Here is a 14,329-nt window from a genome sequence, read left to right on the forward strand (position 1 = left end):
ACTTTTTGCAAGGCTTTTTGCCTTGCTGGATTTAGTTTAACTGCTTAGTTTTTATAAGAAAAAGCTACTTTATTCTTTTGGCTCGTAACTTAAATATTCTTTAATTATAGCTTTAATATCTGCTCTAATTAAAGCTAATTCTTCTATTTTTATTTTTTGAATTAGTATAAATATTTTCTTTAGTTCTTCTAAAATATCTACTTTTTTACCATTTTTGTCTTTCATATTTGGACTTATGTGAGACATATCATTTCTATATTTTGCAACACTTTTTCTATACTCTAACAACTTAGAAAAAAGTGTTTTTTCTTGTTCGTTATATTTATAATTTGCTAGTTTGTTTGCTAGTATTTTTTGCTTTTCATCTTTGCCTTTGTTTTCATCTTTTAAGCCATCTACACATACAAATAACATATTTTTTACTCTTTGAAGTTCAGCATAATCATAAGCAATATTTGGCATAAAATATTGCCATAATCTAATTTGAAAACCTTCTAGCATAAAACCAGCTGCATTTAAAGCATAATTTTTTTTAAGATAAAGATTACATAAAATAAAATAATCTTTATAATCACTACCATCACTAAAATTATCAAATTCTTTCAATTCATTTAAAATATCTTCAATCATAGGAAGTAATGCAAAAAATATATCATTTGGATTTTTGCTGATATTTTCTTTTTCAACAACAAGTTTTTTATAAGCTTTTTGAATTTCTTTTATATTATTTTCAAAAACACTATCTGATAATTTTACTAATTCTTTATAAAAATTATGTTCTACATCAGATTTTATTATCTTTAAAGTATTTTTAAATGTATTTAATATAAAAGATAATTTCAAAACATCTGCATAGTTATTAAGAGATGTGATTGTATAAAACTTAACACCATCATTGTCTTTAAATTCTTTAGCAAAAATAAAATTCATTTTATTATCTTTTTTATCTTCTCTTGAAAAACTATATTCAATAAGCCCAGCTAAAAGTCCAACAGAAGTAGTGTCTCTAAACCCGTGAGTTATATCAATTATAATATCTGTTCTTTCGTGGTTTTTTTCTATATCTTGGATTTTTTTAATAAGTTTATTTAATAATTCTTCATGCTTTTTTTCATCAAAAATAATAAGTTCATACTTATCTTTTTTAAAATCTTTTAAAATATCTAATTGATTATTTTTAGCTGCTTCTGTGCTAAAAAATACAAATTCAGCATTTTTGTTTTCAAAATTTTTAAGATAAATATCAGTCATATTCAAATATTTATCTGTTTTTATATCTAAAGATAATGCATTTTTTAAGTTTTCATCTAATTTATATTCGGTAGACTCTGCATATTTACTTTTAAACCCAAATGATGAAAAAATAACCCTTTTTCTTTGATTAGTTACTCTTAATCCCATTATTTTCCTTTTGCTTTATTCTTATCTTTCTTACTATTTAAACACTCATCATGCCTTGCTTCTAGCTGTTCACGAGTGCATAAGAAATGGTCTTTTAGCTCTCTTGGACTAGGCAAAATCAACTTTCTATCAAACTTAATATCAGTGTTTTTGCTATTTTTATCAAAATTAACAACCATATATTTAGTGTTTAAATCCCAATTAGGCAAGCTTGTATTTTTAAAATCAAGCATAGCTTTAAGCTCTTTTATTCTTTCAAAATCATCATAAGATTTTATATCATTAAAGCCTTTTGAGTTTTCTTTAATGCTCTTTAAGGTTATATCTTTAAAGTGTTTTACAAGTTCTTTAATCTTACTATCGCTAGAGTTATTTTCATATTTTTTAAAATAATCATTAGCAAATAAATCCGAGTATTTTTTATCTATATCAAAAAGCTTTAAAGTTGATTTTAGTTCAACACTACCAAAACCTAGCGGCTTTGCCCCGCCTAACTTATAAACGCTTTTATCATCTACATTTAAGCTATAAAGCAAAGCTCCTAATTCTTCTTTTTTAAGGTTTAAAAACCTTATTTTGCCAACAAACTCAACGCCACTTTTAACAGCCTTAAAGCTTTTTAAAACATTTTTCATTGCTTTTTCATCTTTATTTGGGTCTAGCATAGCTTCTTTTAAATCATTGCTTAAATTTTTATGATGATACATCTTAAAGCCTTTAAGTTTAGCTTTTACATTAGCATCTCCATTGTAAGTTAGAATTTTACTAGGCTCATTATTAGCTAAATATAGGTTAAACGCTGTTGGTTTTGGTGCTAGAAGTGGTTCGGTTGTTTCTTCTTTTGTATAAATATTTTCATCTAAATAGGCTTTTAAGTCATCTTTATTTTGTAACTCTTCTTGGTTTTTAAGCTTTAAATCTTCAAAAAACACTCTAGTAGCAAACTCGCCTTCCTTGCCAAATACAAATTCAGTTAAATCATATTTATCATCTTTTTTATACACCCCATCAACACAATCAAGCGTTGTGTAAAAATACGGCACTCTAATAAACTTTGTATTTCCAAAAAACACATAATCATTACCATTTGTATCTTTTGCCTGTATATAAAAGCAAGGCACTCCACACTCTTTAAACCTTTTTTCTTCTAATCTTTCAAAAAGATTTATAGTTGTTATATCTTCTTCGGACTTTGTTTTAGAAGAATAATTTTTTCTTTGTGAGCTAGTTTGTGCGTTCTCGTAATCTAGCTTATATGGCAAAACATCTCTTTGATAATCTAGCTTTATAGGGCTTTTATCTTCTTTATATTCTGCTATGTGATAATAAGTTTTCTTGCTATTCATATACCCACTATAAACATCAAAATCAAATGCTTTTCCCATGATTTTATGAGCGTTATTTTTTAATTCTTTATCACTCTTATCGTGTTTATATTCATAATTAGCTGGATAAATCACATAATCTCTAAAACCATTGCACTTAAGGTAGCCCATGTGTGCTTTTGATACTTTTTTCATTTCTGGTTTGCCATTTTTTATTATCTCATTGCCATTATTATCTTTTTTAGGCACCAACTTAGCAGCAACCTCATCATAAGCTATTCCTATAGGTGATTTTGCTCCATCTGCAACATTTCTAAAATAAAACCTATGATTATTTATATTATTAAACTTAGAAAAACTAACAATCTCAAAAATATTTCTAACCATTCCTCTAAAGCTTGAGCCAGATACCTGTGGAATTTCATTTTTTACGCTAAAAAAACAAACCTTGCTAGGGTCTTTTTTGTCTTTAGTACTATCACCTACTATAAAAGGGGTTTTACTCTTAAGCGTAATTTCAATCTCTCCTGTAAAAAGCTTTTTATCAAAAACATCAAGCTTAACATCGCTATTATTTTTCTCATTATTTTCTTTTTTATTTTGTTCTTTATCTTGTTTTTTATACAAAGCCACTATTGGTTTATTATTTTCTCTAATATTTATAAAGTTAAACGGAGCTATTGCTACATTGTCTTTTTCATAGTTTGGTTTTTCTATTTTTTGCTCAATACCACTTACATCCACCCCCGCTTTTTTAAATTCTTCTAAAAATATTCCGTTCATCATCTTATCTCCTTTATTGCGTAATCCTTTATTGCATAGCCTTTTATGTAAGCTTGATGTGTTTTCTTGTGATAGCCTATGATGTCGCATTTTTCTATGATAATTTCGCCGTCTTTTTTATCAAGCGGCAAGTAAAACTTTCCGCCCCTACCATCATCTACCTTGCTCCAGCCGTTTTCACACTTAATAACCTTACCTAGCATTTTTGTAGTGCTGTTTATTTCATCACCTTTAAACTCATAAACCCTTGAGCCTTCTTTCCAATAATAAAGCTCTTTTACTCCATCAAATGCACGAAGTTCTAAAATACCATCTAATGTGCTGATTTTTTTATCGTATGAGCAAACTTCTACCCCATCAAATATTCCAAAATAAATCTTATCCATTGTCCAAATAATTACTTTTGCATTCACAAAATCTTTTAAAAGCTCTTTCATTTTAGCAACTCCTTAGCTATCTCATTCATCTCTTTTGGCTCTAATTTTTTGCCATTTTCATAGGCAATAAACTTACCACTAAACACCCCACGACCAACATTTTTACCCCCACCAACAGCTAAAAATCCAGCACATAAATCTCTTGCCACAAATAACATTAAGGCTTTTTCTTTTTCGTATCTTTTTAATTTTTCTTCATTTCTTGCTTTAATTTGTTCTTTTTCTTCATCTGTTAAATTTTCATTTTTTTCATCTTCTAATTTTTGTGAAAAAACCTCTATAATTAGATTGATTTTGCCATCATAAATAGCCCTAGCATCAAACAATGCTCCATCAATGGTAGCCCCACTAAATCTATCTATTTTATTTCTTTGATGAAGTTTTGTAAGTGCTTTTTTCATTGTTTTGTAATCTCTTACAATCTCGCTTTCATTAACCCTAACTCTTGACTTTTTCGCTGCAACGCCATCTACATAGCCAAAAAGCTCATCTACAAACTTTTCACCTAGCTTATCACTAAAAGTGTTTGCTATCCTTAAAGCTTGGTGTCTAATAGCTCCTTTAAAGCTTGTCCCACTTGCTATACTTTTGCCATCTTCGCATAAACTCGCAATATCTGCTATCTCGCCATCATTATTTACACTACCTATCAAAAGTGAGTTTGTAATATCTAGCTCTAGTTTTATTTCAAATTTATTATTACTTTCTTTGGTCTCTACCTTACTTTCATAAAAAGACTTTCTTAAAAAGCTTTCATATCTACTAAACTCATCATTTTTGCTAAAATCAAACTCAATTTTAAAAAGCTCTTTCATAGCAAATTCCCCAAAGCCACTCATAGTTTTCATACCGACTAAAAGCTCTGAGTTTATAGCTTTTTCAAACTCTTGCAACTCGCTAGTAAAATCATCTTCATAAATATTTATAAGGCATTCAAAATCAAACTCAGCACCCTTAAAAACTACTTCATAATCAAACAATGCTTTATTTTCTGCTATATTTGTTGTAGGATTAATTTTTACGCCATTTCTAATGCCAACTTGATAGTTACTTTTATCATTTAAATAACAATCGCTTAAAATTACCAAGCTTTTATTATCGTTATCGCCTAAAAGTTTATTATTTTTAAGCTTAGCTTTTAGCACTCCTGCAAGACTTGTAGCACTAATATAAGGCTTATTAGACTTATCTTTTAAACACAAGCTATCTATAAAATCGCCTTCTTTTGTGCCTATGCTAAATGCTGTTTGGTTTTCTAAAATACCTTTATAAAATATCTTTTTTCTTAATTTTTTATGCACTTCTTGGCTCATTTCTCATCCTTTTTTAGCATTTTTCTTGCGTATTTTATCTTGCTAATTAGCACCTTTTTTGCTATCTCATTTTTTATATCATCAGTATAAAAGCTTTTATATTTTTCGTTTTCATGCTTTGCTATATCAAATTTATCTAGCCTTAGCCCTTTGTCTTGCATTTTTTTATAAAAGGCACTATCTTTGTATTTATCTTCAAACTGTGTTTTAAAGTCTTTGTTAGTCTCAAAAGCACTAGCTATACTTTGCATTCTACTTAGCTCACTTGCACTAAATATTTCTCCATGCTTTTTATAGTTTTCATCTTGAATAACATAGTTTTTGTACTCATTACTTAAAAATACTCTTTGCTCTAAATCTTGTTTTAAGATATTTTTTAAAGCTGGTTCTATTATTTTAAGTTCATCGCTAGAAATTTCATTTGTTTGTTTAGTTTCTTGATCCTTTTCTAGTTTTAAATCATTAAAACTTGCATAAGCTTTAAGCCGTCCAAAACCAAATTCTTGTTGCACTCCAACCATGCAAAACTCATCATTTAACTTCCCACTAACCTTAAACACACTTCCTATGCTAAAGCCCATTACTTGCGGGGTTTTGCACTTGTAAGAATTGTTATAAAATTGTGCTTTTTCATATCTTGAAATAATAATTTCTTTTAATTCCAAATCACATTCTTCAATATCTTTTAAAGCCGATTTTAAAGCATCAAAACTAGGTTCAAATCCGCCAATTTCGTTTCTTAATAATACCGGACTAATCGCTACTAGATAAAATTCCCCGTTAAAATTAACTTCCTTATCGTTTGAACTTTCAAAGCTGATTTTTACCCTACCATACTGAGAGTTTGCACTCTTGCCAAGCCTTAAAACCTTGCCATCAAGCTTACTAAAATCCTCATCATACATTAGCTTTATAGCAAATTTTTGCCCTTTTCTAAGTGCTGTATATGAAAAGATTTTGTTTTTATATTCCCCTTCGCTTTCGTATTTTTCAAGCTCTTTAAGACTCATATTTTCTTTATCAGCTAAGCTTACGTGGGTTTTGTTTATGGTGCTAATTTTTGCTTTACTTAAAACGCCATTTTTTATACAAATATATCCGCCTATGCTTGATTTTTTATCTATGTTGAGATTTTTATTTTTCTTTAACTCTTCTTTTTCTTTTTCTTCATCAATTTCTGTGTAAATTTTTAAATCTTCTTGCACATATTTATTCTTTTTAAGGTTCATTGGTGCTGGATAAAAGATATTTTTACCATCATAAAAATAAGCATTTTGAGGATTTTTATACTCCACTCCAAGCTTTTTAAACGCTCCTTTTATAGCACTTGCACTTAAATATCCTTTAGTATCTACGGTATTTTCATCGCCACTAAGGCTTGTAAATATCACATCATCAAGCAAGGTAAAAATCATCATTTTATCATTTTCATTAGGGCTTTTGCCATTTTTTGTTCGGTATTTTTACCTTCTATTAGCTCACATTTTACCTTACCAAAGCCTCTTGTTCTTTTATGCCCAATGTAGCGAAGATTTAAGCAAATTAACTCTAAATCTTTTTGAAATTCTAAATTCCCTTCAATTTCGCTTTCAAAAACAAGCCCCTTATCATAAGCCCTAAAGCGTCTTAAACTTCCTGCTTTAGCTACTCCAAACTCATCTAAGCTTGTTTGATTTAAAATAACTGAAAAAGAATTTTTTATTATATCAGTTTTGAATTCGCTTGATAATTTTTCTAAAATTTCGCTATTTTCAAGCGTTGCGTCACTTAGTTTTATAATACCTTCATTGTTTTCATCGCCAAAAAGCTTAAGCACATTTATATCTTGCCCCATAGAAATTAGCTCATTTGCACTATCTTTTAGCATTCCTTTTATGCGTTTTGCACTAATATATGGCAAGCCGTATTTATTATAATCGCTATCTAAATCTATTAAAGCATCGCCGTTTCCATTTGTAATTATCGCATTGCTTGAAAGTGTAATTCTTAATATCATTGTCCGTCCTTTTGTGGGTAAAATGCACTTAGCTCTATCGCATCAAGTAGCATATTTTTGTGTTTTATCTCATTGCCATCTAGCAAATCACTAGCATTAAACTCATCGTTTTCACAATAAATTTCAATGTATTGTGTAAGACTTCTTTCATCGTTATAAAATAACAAATCTCTAATCTTCATCATCTTAGACCTTGCCATTTTGTTTAAAATCTTAATAAGACTTAAAAGCTCATCAAAATCATAACCTTTGTATTTTTCGTTTTTGTTGTTGATGAAATACCCTTTGTGGTTTATAAATTCATTTTTACCAGTTGTTCTTTCGCTTGTGTAAGTATTTTCTAGGTAATTTAGCCCTGATTTTACTTGATTTGAAAGGATTAAAAAGGCTAGGCTTGATTTAGATTCATCTTCTTTTGCTAGTGCTTTTGCCTTGCTTGCTAGCTCTTCGCTAAGCTGATACGCCCTGCTAAAAGGCGTTTTAGCCTTGCATATTGCAATTCCAGCACTTGCATAAAGACTACCACCAAAAATTTCTTTTAGTTCATTGTTGAAGTTTTTATTTTTTTCTTCAAACGCATTTTCAAGCTCTTTTATAAAAATCTTACTAAGCCAAACTCCAAGCCTACCTTCGCTAACAAAGGTAAAATCATCTCCGTTTAAAATAATCGGTCTTATTGGTAGGTAATATTTATTTTCTTTTTTATCTTTAAAACTGTCTTTAGTGATTTTTACATCTTTAAACTCAAAACCACCATTATCTAAGTGATTTACTAGCTTATCTATCATCTTTGCAAAAGCTTCTTGCATAATCAAATCAATTTTTTTAGAAAATTCTTTTGATTCTTCTTTATTTTTTAGCTTTCTAACCTTTTGTCCAAGTGCGTTAATATCACAATGCACCACGCTTATAAAGGCGTTGTTGTGGATATAAATTTTATCTAATTCGCTACTGAATTCATATCCTTTACCCTCTAAATACTTGTTAAATCTTTTAGATTTTTCTACCATTTTTCTTTTTATATCTGTAGCTTTACTTATTTTTCCTTCATTATCTACACCGATATTTGAGCTAGGACATAGTCTTTCAAAACCGATATTTAATGAATGCGTAAGTGGATAAAAGCTGTTTCTAATCTTATCTAGTTCATCTTTAGCATCAGCGATATCTTTTTGATACTCCCCACTCATTTTAAAAGGCAATAAATAAGGCACCAAGCTAGGATAAGTTTTAAGTAAATGTAGGCTGTATTTTTTTATGAATTCTTTTGCGATTTCAAGCTCATCAAAAAACAAATAAGCATTCCCACCGCCACTAAAACCATCTTTTATCTTGCTTGTATCAAAATCAAATTCCTTACAATTTTCCTTTATTGTTTCAACATCAGTCGCTCTTGCTATTATCTCACTAGCTCCTACCATATCTTTTAACTTGTTTGAGCTAAAGATATATTCTTGCTTAGCAGCTATATCAACCAAAACTAAAACTTCACTCATTTTCCATCCTTTCTAAAATTATTTTCCCAAAGCCAAATGCTGTGTGTTTTCCAACACCAATCAAAGTGCTTAAATCAAGAAGTTTAAAGCACTCTTCATCTAAATTATAAAAATTTATCTCTCCTATTTTTGCAAAAAAGTTCATCTTTTTGCCTTGATTGTTTGAGTATCTTAACAAATTATAGTCATATAGTTTTTGACTGAATAAAAAATTATTATCAAAAAATACCCTTTCGCTAATTTTGTTCATTTCATTAACTCGGCGTTTAATTGATATAAAAAAGCTAAGTGGGTCAAAATTACTTTTTTTATCATTTATCATAAAAGGGCTTTTAAAAATAACTTTTACATTTTTGCAAACATTTTGTTCTACAAATTCAAGGCTTTTTATATCTTTATTCAACACATTACCTTTATTATCCATAAAAGCTTCATCGTTTAAAAGTATCATTTCATAATCAAATTTTTGTCTATTTACACCAAGTCCAAAAGCTCTCATTTTCTCAATTGCTAAGGCAAAATAAGGAGTGAATTTAATATATTCATTAAAAAGATAAATGCTAAAATCATAAGTGTTAAAATCTACATCCAAACGATATTTTGTGTTCGTGTTATCTTTATTAAAAAATAAGGCAAAAACATTTTCATCAACGCTTTTTAACGCCCAACCTAGTGTTCCACGAATTGCAGAGCCATTAAATTCGTATTTTGTATTAATATTTATATTTTTTACGCTAAGTTTTACATATTTCAAAATATAACCTTTATTTATATATTATTAGTTTTAATTAATAATATCAATTATTTATTGACATTGTTATAATATAAAATATTTTTATAAAAATAACTTATTTTTAATCATTGTTTTTTTTAAATGAAGCAATTATTTTATCCTTGCTATAATTTTCATAAAATGCTCCAGCTAATATTAAAACAGTAAGTATAGAAGAAGCTATGCTAAAAGTAAAGCCATTATTAACTATATCTAAAATGATACTTACACTCATTAAAAATACCAATGAAATCTCGGTTATATATTTAAATTTTTGCATTATTTTTCCTTTTATTGATAATATTTTTAACTTATTAAAATACGATTTTATTATAAAAACTTAATATTAATTAATTTAATTTATAAAAATTTTCTATTAATATAAAGTTATAAAATTATTAAAACATAGACTAAAAATACTAGCACACAAAAAATTATAAAATTAACTAAAAATCAAAGCATATTTATTAAATATTTTATAAAAATAACAATACAAAAATACTAACTTAGCATAACAACTAAATTAACATTAGTTACATTAATTAAGATTTTTATTTCTTATTCTTTTAATAATTCACAAATATCAATACCCAAAACCTTGCTTATATTATAAATATGCTCTAAATTAAAATGTTTTTTATTTTTATTATTTTCGCAATTTGAATAAAAAGCAATTGATTTTATACCTATACTTAAGGCTAATTCTAATTGACTTATATTCTTTTTATTTCTATGTTTTTTAACATTGCTTGATACTAATTTGTAAAAATTCTCTATTTCTTCGGTATTTTTCATACATTATCCTATAGGTAAAATAGGATAATTAAAACAATATGAAAATTTAAAATCTATATCCTATAGGATAAGTTAATTTATTTATGATAAATTTATCTTTATTTTTAAAAAGGAGAAATTATGAAAAAAATATTTGTATTTTCATTAGTTGCACTAATTTTTAGTGCTTGTGCTGCTATTCAAGACTTTGGAAGCTATACCGAAGGTACTGAAATTACCCAAGCTGAACTTGATAGTATTATGATAAATAAATCTAAAAAAAGTGATTTAGAAGAAAAGTTTGGAGCTCCTAGCAGAATTAGCTCTACTAGTGAATGTGAAATGTGGCATTATGATTTTATTAGGATTAGACACATTGGTTCAAATGTAAATGAATCAAATATATTTTGCATTAATAAAAAAGGTATTGTAATTAAAAAATTAAAAGGTAAAACAAAAAGTAATAATCCTTTATTAAGATAAAGTTATAAAAGAATTTTTTAGTAAGATATTTGCAGAGCTTAATCCTAGTTATTATTTTAGGCATTTATTTTTTGGTATTGTAATATCTATCTTAATTTTCATAACTAGTAACCATAAATCTTTTATGAAAGCTTTATGGTTAATTATATGCTTGATTTTTATTTATTTATATTTAATATTTATTTATAAAAGTATTGCTGAATTCATAATGTCAGATAATATATTTTTCTTTAACTGTATTGTGTTTTTAGTAGCTAAATTTATCGCTATGATATTTTGTTATTTATTTGCCATTTTCATTGCCCCTGTCGAACTAGTATATTTACATTTTTATCACAGTAAAAATTTTACATATTTTCAAATAAAGCTTTGTTTAAATATATTTGTCTTAATGCAGTGATTTACAATACTGCAGGAAAAGTTACTCTATAAGCAAGTCCAGCAATATCCCAAGCAATATGACCTATTACAAGAGATAAGGTTCTAGCAATTGCTGCATTACCTGCCAATCTTAATCTATATCAAATAGTATTCTCCAAATAAAGTTAATTAATTTAAGTGTAAACACATAGAATTTAAAACCACCTAGCCTAAACACTGCGATATATTATTGCAAGTCCTTGTGTTTTTAATTATGTGTATTCTATGCCAAATTCTTTTGCAAGTCCTTTTAGCTCATCGCTACTTAATTCACATAAAAATTTTAAGTCTTCATTATAATCTATAAGATACTTGCTCTCCTTAAAAAATAAACATTATTCTACCCCTCCTATAAAATTAAAAATATAAATTTTATATAATGTAAAAAAAGTTTTACTAAAAGGAATTTTAAAAAATTATAGCTCTACTATGCTAAATATTTTGTAAGTGTATTTTAAGTCCACAGTAAAATTAATTCTAAAATACATAAAATAATTTTAAGCAATTAAATTTTAACTTTAATCTTAATAATTTTTAATTTTTGTTATATATTTATTATTTTAAACCATATTACATTTTATTTATATTGTAAAATAACAACAATTAAAAAAAATTTAATATAAAATATCGATACAATATAAGTAAAATATTAAAAGTTGATATTTTTATTAGCTAATTCCTTAGTCAAAATTTCAGCTTGAGCTAAAACACCATCAATCGCAAGCTGTTGCATATCAGGTGGATAAGCATATTTATTTAACACTATTTTTACAGCTACTCTTAATTTTGCTCTTACATTTTCTTTTAATCTAGTCTATGCTTACATTGTTTTTAATGATTTGTAGTATCTTGCTAACGAGTGCTAAGAGCATTTCAAAGGCTAAATTTTTACGCTTCATATTCTTTAATTCTAGTAAAAACTTACTAGAAAGTATAGATATATCAGGCTTTTTTATACCACTAGCATCAAAAATATCCACCACTTTAGATGATACAATAGCCTTATTTATACTTGCTTTATCAAAGCTTGATTAAGCAAAATTTCATTCTCATTTTCTTTAGCAAACTTTAAAAACCTAGCCTTTATCGCATACATAAAAGCGATTTTATCCTTTATACTCAAGGCTTTTTCGTGCGGCATAGCTATCGTGTAGGCTTTATCAAGCGCTGCAAATTCTTTTATAAATCTGTTCTTACCATCTTTATTTGATAATATATGCTCTTTTATATCAAGTATATATTCAAGTTTAGCCCCCGTATCAAGTTCAAAGTATTTTTCATAGTCATTTGGTAGCATCTGCTCTACAATCTCTAGCTTTTCTATCATCACCTTTACTGCATCTTCTTGAGTAGTGATTATATCGCCCTTGCCACCACTTTCACTATAAAACGATAAAGCCTTTTTCAAATCACTTGCAATCCCAAGATAATCCACCACAAGCCCACTAGGTTTATCCTTATAAACCCTATTTACCCTAGCTATAGCTTGCATTAGATTATGCCCTTTCATAGACTTGTCTATATAAAGAGTATGAAGCGATGGCACATCAAAGCCAGTTAGCCACATATCCACCACTATAATTAGTAGCTTTTGCTTTTTGGCTATCTTGGTTTTCAAGCTTTTCATCTAATTCATCTACAAGTTTTTTTCCTTCTTCGCTTAGCTCTATTTTAGCAAGTCTGCTTTCATAATATATACTCACAGTAGCACCATCTTCAACAGCTCTTGATATATCATATATATCTATGTAGTTTCCAAAAACTGCAGGGGTGTTTATATCATGGCTTTCAATAGGCGTTCTTGTAAATCCTATATAAGTAGCATTTGGCAAAGCATCACGCAGATATTTTGCAAAACCATAAACTATCTTTTGCCCTAAAACATCGCCACTTTTAGACTTTTCTTCTACTACTTTTGCATCAAAGCCGTATTGGGTTCTGTGTGCTTCATCTGCAATTACGATGATATTATCTCTAAGCGATAAGCACTCAAATACATTATCATTTTCTGGACTAAATTTTTGAATAGTAGTAAATACCACTCCACCACTAGCTACCTTTAAAAGCTCTTTTAAATGCTCTTTATCATTTGCTTGTTTTGGCTCTTGTCTTAGAAGGTTCTCACAACTTGCAAAAGTACCAAAAAGCTGGTCATCTAGGTCATTTCTATCCGTGATAACCAAAATCGTAGGATTGTTTAAAGCCTTTATCGCTTTAGCACTATAAAACACCATAGACAAAGACTTCCCACTACCTTGCGTATGCCATACCACACCGCCTTTTTTATCCCCGTCTTTACTACTTGCTGTGATTGTCCTTGATATAGCTTTATTTACTGCGTAGTATTGATGATAGGCTGCGATTTTTTTGGTAGTTTTTATACTTAAAATACCATTTAAATCTCTTATTTGCTCTTTTTCAAAAACTATGAAATTGCAAATGATATCTAGCAAGGTTTTTGGATTTAGCATACCATCTATTAGGGTTTTAATTTCTAAAGACTTGTTTGGAGCGTAGTTTACCCCATCGCTACTTTTCCATGCCATAAACCTTGAAAAATCAGCTGAAATACTCCCCGCCCTAGCAAAATACCCATCACTTATCACGCAAAAAGCATTATATGTAAAAATACTTGGGATTGTTTGTTTATAAGTGTTTATTTGATTATAAGCTGAGTTTATCGTGGCGTTTTCATCGCTTGGGCTTTTTAGCTCCATTAAAACAAGCGGAATTCCATTTATATATAGCACTACATCGGGGATTTTGTTTTCTTTAGCTTCTGTGATGCTTAGCTGGTTTGTTACTATAAATTCATTGTTGCTTGCATTATTAAAATCAATTAGATTTATGATATCGGCTCTACTTTCTCCGTCTTTTGTAGTGCTTATATTTACCCCATTTACAAGCTTATAATGAAAGTTTTCGTTACTATCTAAAAGGCTAAGATGATTTTTGCTTTTTAGCTCTTTATAAATCTCATTAGCCTTTGATAAATCAAGCTGTGGGTTTAGTTTGCAAAGTACATTTACAAGGCTAGTTTCTAGCAAGACTTCATCGGTGGCTCTTACAGGCTTTTCATAGCACCACCCAAATTCTTGTAGTGATGATATAACAAACTACTCCAAATCA

General features: G+C 28.4%; 11 protein-coding genes and 1 pseudogene. 1 reads left to right on the forward strand and 11 read right to left on the reverse strand.

Annotated features, from left to right (window positions below):
- Positions 1-69 precede the first annotated feature (69 nt).
- The 10 genes from CCANL266_RS06310 to CCANL266_RS06355 form a co-directional block, all read right to left on the reverse strand.
- Complete coding sequence (locus CCANL266_RS06310; RefSeq protein ID WP_172232960.1) at positions 70-1,401, reverse strand: TM1812 family CRISPR-associated protein; 1,332 nt, start codon at positions 1,399-1,401, stop codon at positions 70-72.
- Complete coding sequence (locus CCANL266_RS06315; protein ID WP_172232963.1) at positions 1,401-3,509, reverse strand: TIGR03986 family type III CRISPR-associated RAMP protein; 2,109 nt, start codon at positions 3,507-3,509, stop codon at positions 1,401-1,403. Before CCANL266_RS06315 ends, CCANL266_RS06310 begins: the two co-directional genes overlap by 1 nt.
- Positions 3,509-3,946, reverse strand: coding sequence for a type III-D CRISPR-associated protein Csx19 (gene csx19, locus CCANL266_RS06320; protein ID WP_172232966.1), 438 nt, complete (start codon positions 3,944-3,946; stop codon positions 3,509-3,511). Before csx19 ends, CCANL266_RS06315 begins: the two co-directional genes overlap by 1 nt.
- A complete protein-coding gene (locus CCANL266_RS06325; RefSeq protein WP_172232969.1) occupies positions 3,943-5,259 on the reverse strand; it encodes an RAMP superfamily CRISPR-associated protein in 1,317 nt (438 codons plus the stop codon). Before CCANL266_RS06325 ends, csx19 begins: the two co-directional genes overlap by 4 nt.
- Complete coding sequence (locus CCANL266_RS06330; RefSeq protein ID WP_216657289.1) at positions 5,256-6,674, reverse strand: hypothetical protein; 1,419 nt, start codon at positions 6,672-6,674, stop codon at positions 5,256-5,258. The genes CCANL266_RS06325 and CCANL266_RS06330 overlap by 4 nt, the downstream gene beginning before the upstream one ends.
- On the reverse strand, positions 6,674-7,255 hold the full coding sequence (locus CCANL266_RS06335) for an RAMP superfamily CRISPR-associated protein (RefSeq protein WP_172232976.1): 582 nt from the start codon (positions 7,253-7,255) through the stop codon (positions 6,674-6,676). Before CCANL266_RS06335 ends, CCANL266_RS06330 begins: the two co-directional genes overlap by 1 nt.
- Positions 7,252-8,751: a Cas10/Cmr2 second palm domain-containing protein gene (locus tag CCANL266_RS06340; RefSeq protein WP_172232979.1), complete on the reverse strand. Its 1,500-nt coding sequence runs from the start codon at positions 8,749-8,751 to the stop codon at positions 7,252-7,254. Before CCANL266_RS06340 ends, CCANL266_RS06335 begins: the two co-directional genes overlap by 4 nt.
- A complete protein-coding gene (cas6, locus tag CCANL266_RS06345; protein ID WP_172232982.1) occupies positions 8,744-9,505 on the reverse strand; it encodes a CRISPR system precrRNA processing endoribonuclease RAMP protein Cas6 in 762 nt (253 codons plus the stop codon). Before cas6 ends, CCANL266_RS06340 begins: the two co-directional genes overlap by 8 nt.
- A 100-nt stretch (positions 9,506-9,605) precedes the next feature.
- Entirely contained in the window at positions 9,606-9,803 is a 198-nt protein-coding gene (locus CCANL266_RS06350) for a hypothetical protein (protein WP_172232985.1), read from the reverse strand.
- A 278-nt stretch (positions 9,804-10,081) separates the two neighbouring features.
- The gene (locus CCANL266_RS06355) at positions 10,082-10,318 is read right to left on the reverse strand and encodes a helix-turn-helix domain-containing protein (RefSeq protein ID WP_172232988.1); all 237 of its coding nucleotides are present in this window, start codon (positions 10,316-10,318) and stop codon (positions 10,082-10,084) included.
- A 120-nt stretch (positions 10,319-10,438) separates the two neighbouring features.
- On the opposite strand from CCANL266_RS06355, the gene CCANL266_RS06360 reads away from it, so the two are divergent.
- The gene (locus tag CCANL266_RS06360; RefSeq protein ID WP_172232991.1) at positions 10,439-10,780 is read left to right on the forward strand and encodes a hypothetical protein; all 342 of its coding nucleotides are present in this window, start codon (positions 10,439-10,441) and stop codon (positions 10,778-10,780) included.
- A 1,069-nt stretch (positions 10,781-11,849) separates the two neighbouring features.
- On the opposite strand, the pseudogene CCANL266_RS06365 reads toward CCANL266_RS06360, so the two are convergent.
- Positions 11,850-14,310: pseudogene (locus CCANL266_RS06365) on the reverse strand (type I restriction endonuclease subunit R).
- Between the last annotated feature and the right edge of the window lie 19 nt (positions 14,311-14,329).

This window comes from Campylobacter canadensis, assembly GCF_013177655.1.
In the GTDB taxonomy this organism is placed as follows: Bacteria; Campylobacterota; Campylobacteria; order Campylobacterales; family Campylobacteraceae; genus Campylobacter_E; species Campylobacter_E canadensis.